The sequence below is a fragment of the Kitasatospora sp. NPDC101176 genome (assembly GCF_044768035.1).
Lineage (GTDB): Bacteria > Actinomycetota > Actinomycetes > Streptomycetales > Streptomycetaceae > Kitasatospora.
In genome coordinates this window covers 21,243-34,802 of the sequence record NZ_JBIWPA010000041.1, presented here as the reverse complement: position 1 = coordinate 34,802, position 13,560 = coordinate 21,243, and the positions used below count along the sequence as shown (strand labels likewise).

Genomic DNA, 13,560 nt, shown 5'->3' with positions numbered 1-13,560 from the left:
ACCCGTACCCGTCGCCGTACGTAAGGAGTCCGCACCGTGCTCGCTCTGGTCCTGGTCCTGCTGCTCGCCGTCCTCCTGTTCGGACTCGGCTTCGCCGTCAAAGTGCTCTGGTGGATCGCACTCGCCGTCCTCGTGATATGGCTCCTCGGCTTCATCGCCCGCGGCAACACCGCCGCCGGGAGCCGCGGACGCTGGTACCGCTGGTAGCAGCTCAGCGACGAGGGGGGGGGGGGGCCCCGGCGGGGGGGGGGGGCCCCCCCCGGGGGGGGGGGCCCCCCCCCCCCCGCCGGGGGGGGGCCCCCCCCCCGCCCCCCGCCCCCCCCCCCGGGGGAGCCCGGGGCGGTGGTCCCGGTGGTCCCAGGCGCCGCGGGGGGGGGGCCCCCCCCGGGGCGGGGGCGCCCGCCCCCCTCGCTTGCGGTATCCACCCGGTCCACATTCCGGGCGGGTACCCGCCCGCGGTACGCGCGAGCGTCCGTCGTGTGCAGTCGGTCCCCGCGACGAGCCCCCCCACCCGCCGATCCGATGCGGCAACGCTGCGACTCCCGCTTCGCACGTCCCGCTCGCACGCTGGAGGAACGATCACGGCACGGACCACCGGAGAGACCATGAACATCGTCCGTCGGCTCCACGAAGCCGGAATCACCAGCGAACACGCCTACACGGCGGCCTTCGGATCCATCGGCCTGTCCTTGCTCAGCTGGCTCGCGTCGATGAAGGCCGAACAGGCCGGCGTCGAACGGGCCGACCGGTGGGGCATCTTCGTCGGCGAATGGGCCCCCACCTTCTTCGGGCTCGGCCTGGCCCTCGCCGGGTACGAGGGAGAAGCCCGGGGCCAGGCGAGGAGTCCTCGCGGCGCCTGGCCGGACCACCCGGGCGAGAACGCCGGGTGACCTGATCATCGTGGCGCCCGGCGGCCGCTGCAACCGGCCCGCGGAGCCGGCTCCCTGCCTCCGCCACTGCTGCGCAGAACCGCCGGACGCGCTCTGCCAGGGGAGAAGGCGATGGTGGACATCAAGGGGCTGCGCCTGCTGGTGGTCGGAGCCACCGGGGTGATCGGCGGTGAGGTGGCAGCGGCCGCAGCCGCCCGTGGGGCCCGGGTGGCCGTGGCAGGCCGGGACCGTGAGCGCCTGGCCCGCGCAGCCGACCGCGCGGGCGCCGCGCCGGGGCAGGTGTTCGACGCCTACGACCTGGAATCCTGCCGGGCGCTCGCGGCACGGGCGGCCGAAGGATCCGGCGGCCTGGACGCGGTGCTCCTCGCCTTCGGGGCGATCGCGTTCGGCCGCACCGGACAGGTGCCGCTCGCGGTCCAGGAGCACCTGATGACGGTGAACGCCCTGGCGCCCATGGCCGTCCTCGAAGGAGCTCTTCCCGTCGTCGGACCGGGCGGTGCGCTCGCCGCGGTCACCGGCGCCGTCGTCGACCGCCCCTTCCCGCGGACCTCCGCGTACCGGGCGTCCAAAGCCGCGCTGTCGGCATGGCTCGAGTCGGTCCGGGCGGAGTGCCGCCGGGAGCGGATCACCGTTCTCGACGCCCGCCTGCCGCATCTGGACACCGGATTCGCGCGACGCGCCGTCAGCGGGGTGCCGCCGCCCCTGCCGCCCGGTGCGGACCTGGACACCTGGGTGTCGGCGCTGCTGGACGCCCTGCTCCACGGGGCTTGCGTCCTCGGGCCCGACGCCGCCGACGGCCGCCCCACGGCCCTGCCGGCAGCCTCGGGGGCCGCGCACCCCGCCGGGGGCGTCCGATGAGTTCCGCCCGCGCCCGGCGGCAGGGCCCCGCCGATCTGGTGGAGCTGATCTGCCGCGCGGTGGCCGCGGGGGACCGCGCCCTGGTCGAGGTGCTGCTGACGGTCCTGGAGGTGGTCGCCGACGGGGCCATGCTGCAGCGGCTGACCGAGGCGATGACCCCGGCCACCCCGCGGGCCCGCCCGGCGCGGGGTGCCGCCCGCGCGGTCGGGGCGCGGACCGCACGCGTCGCGAAGCCGTGGCCCGGCCGACCGCCCGGAGCGCCTTCGCGCGGGCGCCGGCCGTGAGGCGCCAACCCCACGACCCCGACGGCGCGTCAGGACGCGCGCGGCTCCCGGGACGCGCCGTCTGGGCACGCCCCGGCGCATGGTTCACGCGGAGCGGCTCCGGACGTCGGGCCCTGCTCCTTCGGGCCGGCCGGGCCACCAGAAGCGGCGGCCGGTCAGCAGGACCAGCGCGGGGACGAGGACGGTGCGCACCAGCAGGGTGTCGAGGAGCACGCCGATGCCGACGATGACGCCGATCTGGGTGAGGGTGATCAGCGGCAGGACCCCGAGGACGGCGAACACGGCGGCGAGCAGGATGCCGGCGCTGGTGATCACGCCGCCGGTGGAGGCGAGGGCGCGCAGCACGGCGGTACGGGTGTCGTGGCCCGCGACGGTGTCCTCGCGGGTGCGGGCGATGAGGAAGATGTTGTAGTCGACGCCGAGGGCGACGAGGAACAGGAAGGACAGCAGGGGGACGTTGGTGTCCAGGGCCGGGAAGTCGTAGACGGTGCGGAAGATCGTCCAACTCGCGCCCAGCGCCGCGAAGTAGGACGCGACGACGGTGGCGACCAGCAGCAGCGGGGCCACCAGCGCGCGGAGCAGGGCGATGAGGACGACCAGGACGATCGCGAGGACCAACGGGACGACGACGCGGGTGTCGTGGGCGTTGGCCCGGGCGGTGTCGTAGGCCTCGGCGGTGGCGCCGCCGACGAGCGCGTCGGCGCCGGGCACCTCGGCGACGGTGCGGCGTAGCTGTTCGACGGTGTGGTCGGAGGCGGCGGTGCCGGGGGCGGCGTCGAGGACGACGTCGGCGCGCGCCCAGTGCTCGGTGCGGCCGGCCGGGGTGACGGCGGCGACGCCGGGCACCTGCCGCGCGGCGGTGGCGACCTGGTCGGCCGCGGTGGTGGTGGACAGGAGGGTGAGGGGGTCGGCGGTGCCGGCGGGCTGGACGGCGGCCAGCGTGCGCTGCCCGAGGACGGCTTCCGGGGTCCTGCGGAAGGAGTCGGCCTGGGCCAGTCCGGTGGTGATGCCGAGCGCGCCGGAGGCGAGGAGCAGCAGGACGGCGGTGCCGCCGACGGCGACCCGGCCGGGGCGTCCGGCGACGGTCCGCCCGATGCGCGACCACGGTCCGCGCCGGTCGGCGGTGACCGGGTCACCGACCTGGGGCACGAGCGGCCAGAAGATCCGGCGTCCGGGCAGGACGAGGGCCGCGGGCAGGACGACCAGGCCGAAGAGCATCGCGGTGAGGATGCCGACGGCGCCGGCGAAGCCGAGTCCGCGGTTGCCGGTGAGCTCGGCGGCGAGCAGCGTGAGCAGGCTCAGGACGACGGTGGTTCCGCTGGCCAGCACGGCCGGGGCGGTGCCGCGCCAGGCACGGGCCATCGCGGTGAACCGGTCGTCCGTGAGGTGGAGTTCGTCGCGGTAGCGGGAGACCAGCAGGAGGGCGTAGTCGGTCCCGGCGCCGAAGACCAGCACGGACAGGATCCCGGCGGCGGAGGCGTCGACCTGGACGCCGGCGTGCGGGGCGAGGACGCCGACGAGGATGCCGGCCACGCGGTCACCGGCACCGACCACGAGGAGCGGCACGAGCCACAGGATCGGGCTGCGGTAGGTGAGCAGGAGGAGCACGGTGACCACCGAGGCGGTGGCGATCAGGAGGTTGGTGTCGGCGCCGGCGAAGACCTTGCCGATGTCCGCGCGGAACGCGGGTCCTCCGGTGACCTCGGCGCGCAGGGGCGCGGGCAGGTCCTGCGTGGCGGTGCTGCGGATCCGGTCGATCGCGGCGGTGTTGGCGGCGTCCCCGGCGGCGGTGGGCAGCAGCACGGCGACGGTGGCGACCTTGCCGTCGACGAGTCGGGGCGTCGCGGCCTCCGGGGCGAGGCCCAGGGTGCCCAGCGGCGTGGCGCGTCGGTCGATCACGGTTCGCTGGGCGTCGGTCAGGGGGCTGCCGTCGGTGGTGCTGAAGACCACGATCGCCGGGGCGGCGGCACCGGACGGGAAGCCCTTGAGGATCTCGGCGACCCGGGCGGACTGCGAGGAGGCGGGCAGGCCGGTCCCGGTCGCCTTGGTGGTGGTGGCGTCTCGGGGGCCGAGCGCGAACGCGGCGCCGAGCCCGACGAGTGTGAGGAGGAGGACCAGCCAGGCGGTTGCCCGCGGCCTCCGGAGCGGACGGCCGGTCGGAGCCGGGCGATCGGTGGACGGCGGCCCGGCGTGCCGGGTCAGGGAAGGGGACACGGGAACGCACCCTCGAAGTCGTTAAGTAACTTAGCGATCCTTACCGTGTCAGACTGATGCGCATGGCGCAACACCAGCCCTTCGGAGCCGCACCGGATTCGGATTCCGGCCTGCGCGGAACCGCACGCCCGCACGCTGCCCCGCCCGGCGACGACCTCTCCCGGGCGCTGCGCGACGTGCTCACCCTGACCCAGCTCGCCCGCGCGGTCCTGGCCGAGCGCCTCGGCATGCCGCTCACCAACGTCGAGGCGGTCGAGCACGTGGTCATGGCCAGGGGCGCGGGCGAGCCGATCGGCCCGGTCGAGCTGTCCCGCCGCCTCGGCGTCACCAGCGCCGCCGGGACGCAGTCCGTCAACCGGCTCGTCGCCGAGGGGCACATGACCCGCGGCCCCCACCCGAGCGACCGCCGCCGCCAGGTCCTGGACGTCACCGACAGCGGCCTCACCCACGTGATGGGCGAACTCGCCCCGCTGCTGGGCCTGCTCCACGAGGCGTCCACGGACCTCACCGAGGACGAGCGCGCGGCCGCCAAGCGCTACCTCGACAACGTGTCCGCGGCCTACCGCAGCTACCTGGCGCAGGAGGCCGGGTAGCAGCACGGGGCACCCGTCCTGCGGCGGTGTCCGGCAGGCTGTCACCGCGGGTCGCCGCCCACCCCTCCGCGGTCGCGCGCGGCCGCCTGGCGGGCGGCCGTACGCCGCAGCACCGCCTGCGGCAGGACGAGCCACGTGGTGGTGAACCACAGCAGCACGGCGGCGCTGATGATCCACGAAGCGGTCGGGTTGCCCGTCGCGGTGCGCAGCAGGAGCAGGAGCGCGGCGGCGATGGTCAGAGCCAGGGTGACGAGTCCGGTGGCGATGAGGTGGCCCGCGACGTGGATGAGTTCGGGTTTCATGTCATGGCCGGCGAAGAGGCGGTGGAAGGCCACCGGGGCGACGAGGGCGCCGGTGGCGACCGCGCCCAGGACCACGGTGGCGGTGTAGAGGTTCGTGTCGAAGGCGGGCAGGGCGGCGAAGCGCGGGGTGAAGGCGACGCCGATCAGGAAGCCGAAGAGGATCTGCGCGCCGGTCTGGCACACGCGCACTTCCTGGAGCATGTCGGTCCACAGGCGGTCGGCGCGCTCCTGGGGCGTCTCGTCCCGGCCGGGGCCACCGTCGTCGTTCATCACGGATCCTCCCGGTTACGGGCGGCGGGCCGGCTGCCGGGGCTGGGCACGGAGTGGCACCCCCTGGGGTCGGTCGGGATCAGGGGCGTTCCTCGTGGTGGCCGCACAGCCAGGCCAGCGCCTGGTAGGCGCCCAGGGTGCATGCGGTGTCCGCACCGGTCCTCACGGCTTCCCGCAGACGGACGGCGACGGCCTGGCACTCGGCCAGCAGCTGCGCCCGGCACGGCCCGGTCGCCCCGAGCGCCGTGGCGGCGGTGGCCGGCGCCGCGACCTGGGCCCCCACGGCCCAGCGGTAGGCGCCGAGGACGCCGTGCTCGAAACCGGACCAGGGCTGCGGTGAGCCGTTGGCGGCCTCGATCGCTTCGAACACCTCGTCCAGCGGGCGGACCCCGACGACCGGGGCCGCCGTCTCGTCACTGGTCATGCCCGCAACCTACGCCGCGGCGCCCGACCGCGCCGCCGGACGCGGGCGAACGGCGCAGCGACGACGCCCCGGCCGGGGCTCCGGCGGTTTCCGCTCGCCCCCGCAGGACATACGCGGGGGCGACAGCCCCTGTCCCGGGAGCGCAGCTTCATGACGCACACCTGCTCCGCCCACGGCACGGCCCGGTTGGACGGCGCCGCGGCCCACGTCCTGACGTTCGGCGTCGAGGAGGAGTTCCTGCTGGTCGACCCGGCCACCCGGACCACCTCACCCCGCGCGCACCTCGTAGTGCCCCACGCCGCCCGGACGCTCGGCGCCCGGGCCCAGCACGAGTTCCTGGCCACGCAGGTCGAGGCGTGCACCCGGCCCGTCACCAGCGCCGCCGGTCTCCTCGCGGAGCTGGTCGCCGCACGCCGGGCCATGGGGGCGGCGGCCGAGTACGCCGGGTGCCGCCTGGTGGCCACCGGCACCCCCGTCCTGCCCAGCCGCCACCCGCTGTCGGTCACTCCCACCGACCGCTACCAGCGCGTCGCCATCCACGTGAACCGGGCCGCGGACCAACGGGGCGGCGAGATCTGCGGCTGCCACGTCCACCTCGGCGACCTGGACCGCACCGAGGCCCTGGCGATCAGCGCGCACCTGAGACCCTGGCTGCCCGTCCTGCAGGCGCTCAGCGTCAACTCGCCGTTCTGCGAAGGCCGGGACCACGGCGCCGCGAGCGCCCGCGCCGGCCGCTACCTGGCCTGGCCGACCTGCGGACCCGCGCCCGCCCTCGACCCGGACGGATACGAGCGCACGGTGAAGCGACTGCTCGCGCGGCACGTCATCCTCGACCGCAGAATGCTGTACTGGTACGCCCGGCCCTCCGAACACCTGCCCACCCTGGAGGTACGGATCGCCGACACGAACGCGGACGTGACCACCCCCCTCCTGCTCGCCGTCCTGCTCCGCGCCCTCGCCCGCACGTTCCTGTCCGCGCACCAGCACGGCGAACCGCCGCCGCAGATGCCCGGCGCGGTCCTGCGCGAGGCCCACCGGCAGGCCGCGCTCGGCGGGCTCACCGGCACCGGCACGCACCCGTCCACCGGATGCCGCCTGCCGATGCCCGTGCTCGTCGGCGACCTGCTGGACCTGGCCACGCCCGCCCTGGCCGGCTCGGGCGATGTCGAACTCGCCCGCCCGCTCGTCCAGGCGCGCCTGACCGCCGGCACGGGCGCCGACCGGCAGCGCGCCGTCTTCGCCCGCCGCCGCGCGCTGACCGACGTCGTCGACGACCTCGCCCAGCGCACCGCCGATCCGGGCACCGTCGCGGCTCCCGCCGTCGCCACCAGTACCGGCCGCCCCGGCAGCAAGGCGGTCATCGTCTGAGCGGGGACGGCGGTGGCCGTCGCACCGGGCGGCCTCCACGAGAGCGGACCGACCCGCTGCCCGGGCCGCCCGTCCCGCCCCCGCGGGTGGCCCGGCATCGATCAGCGCGCCGGACGCCGCCGCGGCGTGGTGCCGAACTCGGGGCGGGCCGGCCGTCCCGCACGCCTGGGGAGGGGATCGCGGAGCCTCGCCACGTAGCGCCGGTACGCCCGCGCCTCGGCCGAGGCGCCGTCGACGGCGGCGAGGCGGTCCGGGAACATCACTCCGCCCGCGTTCAGTTGGGCACTCGTCCCGAACCGGTTGCCGTGGAGACGGCCGGCCACCAACCGGCCGCGGTGGACCTGGAACCAGACCTCGCGCCGGTTGCCGAACGCGACGACACTCTCGCGGAGGTCCCGTACGTCGGTGTACGCCTCGAAGTCCCAGTCGCCCGGGGCTCCCTGCGAGCCGTAGTGGCCACGAAGGTGGTGCATGAACCGAGGCAGACTGACGGGGGACCCGAAGGGAATCACGGCGTCGGCATAGGGCTCGCCGGCGACGAAGTGGATCCTGAACTCCAAGCCGTACAGCCGCCCGCGGACCTTCCTCCTGACGAACAGCGAGAACGTGTCCGCGTCGCCGTAGCCGGAACGGTCCTCGGTGCGGACACGCCGGCTCAGGTGCTCGAACGACAGGGCCTCCCGATCCACCAGCAGGCCGGGGATCCGTTCGACCGAGCCGTGCAGCAGGTAGAGACACATCAGGTCCACCGGATGCGTCTCGTGCGCCAGCCGCGTGAAGTATCCGTCGGAAAAACCGTCCCGCAAGGGTGCCTCCAGTCGGTTGCGCGCTCCACGGCCGCCCCCGGAACGCCGGCACGCCGCTGCAGGGGGCCATGATGCCCTCCTCCAGCCCCCAGCCCCCAGCCCCCAGCCGCTCCACCGTTCCACCGCCGGCCGGGGCCGGCCGGACAGTCACCGGGCAGGGCGCCCGCGCGAGGCCGCGAACCCGAGGTAGACCAGGCCGGCCACGAACACCGCGATGCCGATGAACAGCAGGTACAGCGCTCCGTGGACGACGACACCTACCAGCCCGAGGACGACGGCGATCAAGGTCAACGCCAGGAACACGCTCATGGTGGGGACTCCCTTCCCTCGACTCGGCCGGCCCCGTGGTGCGCGGCTACCGGCGGTACCAGCGGCTGCGTCCGCCGCCACCGCACCGCCGGGCCCGGGCGTGTACCCGTGCTCCGCGACCCGACGCACGCCGTGGTCGAGGTACGGCCGGTCAGCCGCGCCACGTACGGCACCGACGGCGTGACCCCGGCAGCACAGGACGAACGGGCCCCAGCGGTTTGCCGCTCCGACTGCCGGGCACGCGCCGACCGGTGAACTCGTGCTCGCCTCGGACGGAAAGGAGCCGGCATCGTGAGACTCGCGACCATCGCGCTCAGGCCACTCGGGCTCGTACCGGGCCCGTGGAGCGCCGTGCCGGCCACCTGGGCCCTGCGCCGGCTGCGGCGACGGCTCTCGGGCGGCCCGGTAGGACGCCGTACCGCCGGCGCCGGACACGGGCGGCGCCGGACACCGACGGCAACCGCCCGAAGGTGACGTCCTCCCGCACGCGCTCGGCCTCAGCGCGCCCACGTTCGGAGCTCCATGCCTCACCGCAGAGCCGAGCCGGCGGGCCCCTCAGGTCGTCTCGCGGCGCTGCTTCATCTCGGCCTCCGCGATGTGGTCGCGGTCCCCCGCCAGGGCTTCGCGGACCTGCCGCTCGACCTCGCGGAACCGCTGGTGGTAGCCGTCGTCGTAGGCTTCCACGATCTCGAACGTCCACATCCCCGGCAGGACGTCGGCGCCCCGCACCTCGCGTTCGACCAGGTCGGCCTCCGTGCCGTGGCCGGCCTGCCGCAGGAGCCGGACCGCCTCTCCGACCGCCTTGTCCGCGCCGCCGGTCAGCTGGTGGAAGTCGTACAGGCGCCCGCGTGCCCGCTCCGTCGTCTCCAGTGCCTCGGACAGCAGCCCCAGGGCCGCCACCGTCGCGTCGTCCATCCCCGGCGGCCGCGAGTGCCGCCGCGGGCCACGTGCTCTCCGCCTGCCGGCCATCGCCCACCACGCTCCTCTCCCACTGCTCCCGCCCCGTGACGCATCTTCCCCTCCGGCCCGCGGGAACACCCGGACACAGCGGATCCTCGAGCACGGACGCACCACCGGCCTCACCGGCATCGACGCGCAGGTGGGAGCGGTGCGGCAGCGGGCACCGCGCTGCGGCGCCGGGGCGCCTCGGCCGACGGTCCGCCCGAACACGTCCGACGAGCCCGAGCCGGAGCCCGGTTCCTGAGCCTGGACCGGTGTGCCGTGCTACTTGTCGAGGACGCCGACCGCGTGGGCGATGACGAGCAGCGACGTGATGAGCGCGGCGATGCTCTCGATGGACATCAGGGCCTTGGCCCGGGTGGACAGCGGCATGGTGTCGGTGGGGCTGAACGCGGTGGAGTTGGTGACCGAGACGTACAGGTAGTCCATCAGGGTGGGCACCCAGTCGCTGGTGCGGGACGAGCCGTCGGCGACCTCCTCGACAGCGTCGTCGTTCTCGTCCTGGGAGAACCGGAAGTCCGCGAGCGGAAGTTCGGAGCGCTCGGCCTGGGTGCGCACCACCGGGCCGCCGCGGTCGAGTTCCCAGAACGCGAGGCCGAAGACGATGATGCCGGTGGTCCAGACCTGGAGCGCGGCCAGCAGCAGGGGTCCGCCCTGCTGGGCCTTGCTGGTGACCATGGCGTGCACCAGCAGGCCGAGTGAGACGAGGTTGCTGATGCCGATGAGGGCGACCAGGGTCAGCGACACGATCCGGGAGAAGCGGTTCTGCCGGGTCATGCGACGCGGGTTGACGGCGATCAGCGAGGCCAGCAACAGGAGTTCCAGGCCGGGCAGGACGAAGCGCGGGACGAACAGCAGCCGCTGCGGCAGGACGAGGTAGAGCAGGATCGCCGCCAGGGTGGCGAGCACGGCGGGAAGCCGGGCCTCGCCGCGGCGTTCATGGCGCGGGAAGCGCCCGCGCGCCTTCACCCGGTGGTCGGGCGTCTTCCTGGCTGAGTCCATGAAACGTCTCCCGTGTGCGACGTGGCTGCCACCAGCGGCTTCCCCGCCGCACGGGGTCCACTCCACCAAGCGGGCCAGCGCTGCGGGAGATGCACCGACCCCCGGCATCGAAGACGCGCCTGTCGTCCTGAGGAGGCCCGGACCGCTCCCGCCCGTCCGGCCCCGGGCAGCGCGTCGTTTCAAGGCCCCAGGGCCGGACAGGCTCGCGGACACAGCGACGCGCACAACGGGATCCAGTGCATGCCCTCCGCGGAGTTGATGACCGAGCACCGCGCCTACCTGCAACTGATGCTCCGCCTGGCCGCCGGCGCGGACGGCTTCGACCTCGTGCACACCAACAGGCTGCCTGCCCAGTCACGTTCACCGCCGTCAGCGAGCACAGCGCTCGGTCCTGGGCCCACGTCGTCGACCACGAGACCGTCGTGCGCAACGGCGTCGACACGGCCCTGTGGACACCGGGGCCCGGCGGCGACCCCGTGGTGTGACCGGGACGGATCGTCCCGGAGAAGGGACCGCGCCTCGCCCTGCACTCCGCGCGCAACGCGAACCGCACCGTGCTCGTCGCCGGGCCCGTCCGCGACCGCCCCTGCTTCGAGCGGGCCGTCCGACCCCGGAGCAGAGGGTTTTCGAGGTGGGCGGTCGGGCAGCCGCAGAACGAAAGGGTCCAGGGGGCCGCAGGCAGCCACCGAGGGCCGGGCCGGCCGGCGGCGCACGCCCGTTCGGCCACGACTGAGTGAGGTGACACGGATGAAGGCCCTGACCTGGCACGGCAGGCGGGACGTGCGCGTCGAGACGGTACCCGACCCGGTCATCACGGATCCGACCGACGTCATCGTCGAGATCACCTCCAGCGGCCTGTGCGGGTCCGACCTGCACCTGTACGAAGTCCTCGGACCGTTCCTGGAGGAGGGCGACATCCTCGGGCACGAGCCCATGGGCGTGGTCCAGGAGGTCGGCAGCGACGTCACCGAGGTCGCGAGCGGGGACCGGGTCGTGATCCCCTTCAACGTCTCCTGTGGAACCTGCCGCACCTGCGGCGAAGGTCTGCACTCCCAGTGCGAGACCACCCAGGTCCACGAGTTCGGCAACGGCGCGGCCCTCTTCGGCTACACCAGGCTCTACGGCCAGGTCCCCGGCGGCCAGGCCGAACTGCTCCGGGTCCCGTTCGGCAACACCCTCCCGATCACGGTGCCCATCGGACCGCCGGACGACCGCTTCGTGTTCCTCTCCGACGTGCTGCCCACCGCCTGGCAGGCCGTCCAGTACGCCGGCCTCCCCCGGGGCGGCAGCCTGGTCGTGCTCGGGCTCGGGCCGATCGGCGACATGGCCACCCGGATCGCCAGGCACCTGGACGACGGCCAGGTGATCGGCGTGGACCTGGTCCCCGAACGCCTGGACCGCGCCCGGGCCCGCGGCATCACGGTGCTGGACCTGGCCGAACACGACAAGGACCTGCCCGCCGCGATCCGCGACCTCACGGAGGGCCGGGGCCCGAACGCGGTCATCGACGCCGTCGGCATGGAGGCCCACGGGTCCCGTGGCGCCGAACTCGCCCAGAAGGCGACCTCCCTCCTGCCCGGCCGGCTCGCCGCCGCGCTCATGGAACGCGCCGGAATCGACCGGCTGCACGCACTCCACCTGGCGATCGACATCGTGCGCCGCGGTGGCACGATCTCCCTGTCCGGCGTCTACGGCGGACAGACGGATCCGTTGCCCTTGCTCACGATGTTCGACAAGCAGATCCAGCTGCGGATGGGCCAGGCCAACGTCCACCGCTGGGCACCCGACATCCTCCCCCTGCTCCTGGACGGCGACCCGCTCGGCGTCGACGACTTCGCCACCCACCACCTCCCGCTAGCCCAGGCACCCCAGGCCTACGAGATGTTCCAGAAGAAGCAGGACGGCGCCGTCAAGATCCTCTTCCACCCCTGACCACGTCGAGGTCGTACCCGCCCGACCTCCCCGACTCGTCCGGCGGCCGGACCGGTGGACGGGGACGACCGTGCGAGCCCCGGAGGTGACCGTGCAGATCAGAACGGACCGTACCGCGGACCCGTGGGGCACCCGAACCCCGTACCCCCGGACGAGCCCTCGCCACTCCGCACGGACCCCTCCCTCGCACCGAGCCGACACCCGGGTACGCCCGGGTCACCGTCACCGGCCCGGCCGCGGGCACCACTCGCCCCCGCGTCGAGCATGACAGCCTGTCCGTCGGGCTTGTCGACACAGTACTGCGCGGTCGCGGCGCGATTGGCAGCCTCCGGGGCCGCCCCAACCGACCGCGAGGGCCTGGCAGCCATGCTCCGAGTGCTGCTGGAGAACGTCTCCGGACCAGGCCGGACCAGAATGCTCGCCTACCTCGAGCTGCAGGCTGAGGCAGCCCGCCAGCCCTGGCTGTCGGCCGTCCTCGACCAGATCGCCGCCGCCGACTTCGCCGGCCTCCAGCACGCCCAGCGAGCCGCTGGACTGCCCGTAACCCCGCATCGGGCCGCCACCGTCACCCTCGCCCTGCACGCCGCCATCCCCCACCTGCTGGACGCCGGCCCAGCCACCCTCGCCAGCGCGGGCTTCGACGATCTGGACCGGTTCGTCCAGGGCCTGTTGGACGTGGCGTACCCCCAACCCGACTGCCTGGTCGTTTCGGATTGACGGTTGGACGGCCATTCGCCGTCGAGCCAGTGGAGAACCTGCGCGAAGTCGCCGCCGTCGAGACATCCCGCCGGCGCCTGGAGAACGGTCGAGATCGGCGCCGAGGAGGGAACCACCCGGCGCCCGCCCGACGCGACAGCTGGCTGTAGGCGGGCTCACCGCCAGCCAGAAAACCGACGGCCCGCCGAAATGACGGGCCGTCGTGAAGGGTTCGAGGTGAGGTGAGAATCCGAGCTGCCAGGCAGAGGCTCTCAGGAATCACGCCCAACCTTGGCCGATCTGCTTGCGGGAGTTGGCGGACCATCCAGTAGAGCCATCGGGCGCGTTACTTCCATCTCGATTCTCATCCTGATAGTAGAACAGACGCCCGTCCTGCTGCACGCCGTAGATGACCCCCTTGGGTCCACCGATCATTCGATTCAGTTGCTCCCAGTGCTGTCCGATCTGCTTGCCGGAGTTCGCGGCCCACCCCGTGGAGCCATCGGGCGCATTGGAGCCGTCCTGGCGCTCGTCCCGGTAGTAGAGCAGGCGACCGTCCTGGTGCACCATGTACAGAATTCCGTCTCCGCCGCCCACCAGGAGCCGCGCACCCTCCCAGTGCTGTCCGATCTGCCTACCGGAGTTCGCGGCC

The 13,560-nt window shown here is 74.0% G+C and carries 15 protein-coding genes and 1 pseudogene; 8 read left to right on the top strand and 8 right to left on the bottom strand.

Features of this window, described 5'->3' with window-relative positions:
* Positions 1 to 36 precede the first annotated feature (36 nt).
* The 4 genes from ACIRS1_RS35120 (at position 37) to ACIRS1_RS35105 (ending at position 2,032) form a co-directional block, all read left to right on the top strand.
* On the top strand, positions 37 to 207 hold the full coding sequence (locus ACIRS1_RS35120) for a hydrophobic protein (protein ID WP_360218739.1): 171 nt from the start codon (positions 37 to 39) through the stop codon (positions 205 to 207).
* A 398-nt stretch (positions 208 to 605) separates the two neighbouring features.
* The gene (locus tag ACIRS1_RS35115; protein WP_402846431.1) at positions 606 to 890 is read left to right on the top strand and encodes a hypothetical protein; all 285 of its coding nucleotides are present in this window, start codon (positions 606 to 608) and stop codon (positions 888 to 890) included.
* A gap of 111 nt (positions 891 to 1,001) precedes the next feature.
* Positions 1,002 to 1,748 (top strand): SDR family NAD(P)-dependent oxidoreductase, encoded by a 747-nt coding sequence (locus ACIRS1_RS35110; protein WP_402846429.1) that lies wholly within the window; start codon positions 1,002 to 1,004, stop codon positions 1,746 to 1,748.
* Positions 1,745 to 2,032: a hypothetical protein gene (locus ACIRS1_RS35105; RefSeq protein WP_402846427.1), complete on the top strand. Its 288-nt coding sequence runs from the start codon at positions 1,745 to 1,747 to the stop codon at positions 2,030 to 2,032. Before ACIRS1_RS35110 ends, ACIRS1_RS35105 begins: the two co-directional genes overlap by 4 nt.
* A gap of 84 nt (positions 2,033 to 2,116) precedes the next feature.
* Here ACIRS1_RS35105 and ACIRS1_RS35100 read toward each other — a convergent pair whose 3' ends face one another.
* Positions 2,117 to 4,246, bottom strand: coding sequence for an MMPL family transporter (locus ACIRS1_RS35100; RefSeq protein WP_402846424.1), 2,130 nt, complete (start codon positions 4,244 to 4,246; stop codon positions 2,117 to 2,119).
* Between the two features lie 62 nt (positions 4,247 to 4,308).
* Here ACIRS1_RS35100 and ACIRS1_RS35095 point away from each other — a divergent pair, with 62 nt between their 5' ends.
* Positions 4,309 to 4,839, top strand: coding sequence for a MarR family winged helix-turn-helix transcriptional regulator (locus tag ACIRS1_RS35095; protein ID WP_402846421.1), 531 nt, complete (start codon positions 4,309 to 4,311; stop codon positions 4,837 to 4,839).
* Positions 4,840 to 4,880: 41 nt separating this feature from the next.
* On the opposite strand, the gene ACIRS1_RS35090 is transcribed toward ACIRS1_RS35095, so the two are convergent.
* Together ACIRS1_RS35090 and ACIRS1_RS35085 are read right to left on the bottom strand one after the other, a co-directional pair.
* Complete coding sequence (locus ACIRS1_RS35090) at positions 4,881 to 5,411, bottom strand: DUF6328 family protein (RefSeq protein WP_402846418.1); 531 nt, start codon at positions 5,409 to 5,411, stop codon at positions 4,881 to 4,883.
* Positions 5,412 to 5,490: 79 nt separating this feature from the next.
* The gene (locus ACIRS1_RS35085) at positions 5,491 to 5,835 is read right to left on the bottom strand and encodes a hypothetical protein (RefSeq protein WP_402846415.1); all 345 of its coding nucleotides are present in this window, start codon (positions 5,833 to 5,835) and stop codon (positions 5,491 to 5,493) included.
* Between the two features lie 150 nt (positions 5,836 to 5,985).
* On the opposite strand from ACIRS1_RS35085, the gene ACIRS1_RS35080 reads away from it, so the two are divergent.
* Positions 5,986 to 7,203 (top strand): YbdK family carboxylate-amine ligase, encoded by a 1,218-nt coding sequence (locus ACIRS1_RS35080; protein ID WP_402846412.1) that lies wholly within the window; start codon positions 5,986 to 5,988, stop codon positions 7,201 to 7,203.
* 101 nt (positions 7,204 to 7,304) lie between these two features.
* On the opposite strand, the gene ACIRS1_RS35075 is transcribed toward ACIRS1_RS35080, so the two are convergent.
* The 4 genes from ACIRS1_RS35075 to ACIRS1_RS35060 all read right to left on the bottom strand — a co-directional run bounded on the left by ACIRS1_RS35075 (position 7,305) and on the right by ACIRS1_RS35060 (position 10,280).
* A complete protein-coding gene (locus tag ACIRS1_RS35075; RefSeq protein WP_402846409.1) occupies positions 7,305 to 7,943 on the bottom strand; it encodes a hypothetical protein in 639 nt (212 codons plus the stop codon).
* Between the two features lie 213 nt (positions 7,944 to 8,156).
* Positions 8,157 to 8,318: a hypothetical protein gene (locus ACIRS1_RS35070; protein WP_402846407.1), complete on the bottom strand. Its 162-nt coding sequence runs from the start codon at positions 8,316 to 8,318 to the stop codon at positions 8,157 to 8,159.
* A gap of 555 nt (positions 8,319 to 8,873) precedes the next feature.
* Positions 8,874 to 9,233, bottom strand: coding sequence for a hypothetical protein (locus tag ACIRS1_RS35065; protein WP_402846405.1), 360 nt, complete (start codon positions 9,231 to 9,233; stop codon positions 8,874 to 8,876).
* Positions 9,234 to 9,542: 309 nt separating this feature from the next.
* On the bottom strand, positions 9,543 to 10,280 hold the full coding sequence (locus ACIRS1_RS35060; protein ID WP_402846402.1) for a hypothetical protein: 738 nt from the start codon (positions 10,278 to 10,280) through the stop codon (positions 9,543 to 9,545).
* Positions 10,281 to 11,027: 747 nt separating this feature from the next.
* Between ACIRS1_RS35060 and ACIRS1_RS35055 the strand changes: the two genes are divergently transcribed.
* Both ACIRS1_RS35055 and ACIRS1_RS35050 read left to right on the top strand, forming a co-directional pair.
* A complete protein-coding gene (locus ACIRS1_RS35055; protein WP_402846399.1) occupies positions 11,028 to 12,212 on the top strand; it encodes an alcohol dehydrogenase catalytic domain-containing protein in 1,185 nt (394 codons plus the stop codon).
* Positions 12,213 to 12,542: 330 nt separating this feature from the next.
* A pseudogene (locus tag ACIRS1_RS35050) lies at positions 12,543 to 12,929 on the top strand (TetR/AcrR family transcriptional regulator); the annotation flags it as partial.
* A 258-nt stretch (positions 12,930 to 13,187) separates the two neighbouring features.
* Here ACIRS1_RS35050 and ACIRS1_RS35045 read toward each other — a convergent pair.
* The coding region (locus ACIRS1_RS35045; protein WP_402846397.1) for a tachylectin-related carbohydrate-binding protein at positions 13,188 to 13,560 on the bottom strand (373 nt) is incomplete at its 5' end.

Bases quoted from the DNA above. Each gene is read 5' to 3' on its own strand.
- ACIRS1_RS35115 (WP_402846431.1), top strand. From the start codon at position 606: ATGAACATCGTCCGTCGGCTCCACGAAGCCGGAATCACCAGCGAACAC.
- ACIRS1_RS35110 (WP_402846429.1), top strand. From the start codon at position 1,002: ATGGTGGACATCAAGGGGCTGCGCCTGCTGGTGGTCGGAGCCACCGGG.
- ACIRS1_RS35105 (WP_402846427.1), top strand. From the start codon at position 1,745: ATGAGTTCCGCCCGCGCCCGGCGGCAGGGCCCCGCCGATCTGGTGGAG.
- ACIRS1_RS35095 (WP_402846421.1), top strand. From the start codon at position 4,309: ATGGCGCAACACCAGCCCTTCGGAGCCGCACCGGATTCGGATTCCGGC.
- ACIRS1_RS35090 (WP_402846418.1), bottom strand. From the start codon at position 5,411: ATGAACGACGACGGTGGCCCCGGCCGGGACGAGACGCCCCAGGAGCGC.
- ACIRS1_RS35085 (WP_402846415.1), bottom strand. From the start codon at position 5,835: ATGACCAGTGACGAGACGGCGGCCCCGGTCGTCGGGGTCCGCCCGCTG.
- ACIRS1_RS35080 (WP_402846412.1), top strand. From the start codon at position 5,986: ATGACGCACACCTGCTCCGCCCACGGCACGGCCCGGTTGGACGGCGCC.
- ACIRS1_RS35075 (WP_402846409.1), bottom strand. From the start codon at position 7,943: ATGTGTCTCTACCTGCTGCACGGCTCGGTCGAACGGATCCCCGGCCTG.
- ACIRS1_RS35070 (WP_402846407.1), bottom strand. From the start codon at position 8,318: ATGAGCGTGTTCCTGGCGTTGACCTTGATCGCCGTCGTCCTCGGGCTG.
- ACIRS1_RS35065 (WP_402846405.1), bottom strand. From the start codon at position 9,233: ATGGACGACGCGACGGTGGCGGCCCTGGGGCTGCTGTCCGAGGCACTG.
- ACIRS1_RS35060 (WP_402846402.1), bottom strand. From the start codon at position 10,280: ATGGACTCAGCCAGGAAGACGCCCGACCACCGGGTGAAGGCGCGCGGG.
- ACIRS1_RS35055 (WP_402846399.1), top strand. From the start codon at position 11,028: ATGAAGGCCCTGACCTGGCACGGCAGGCGGGACGTGCGCGTCGAGACG.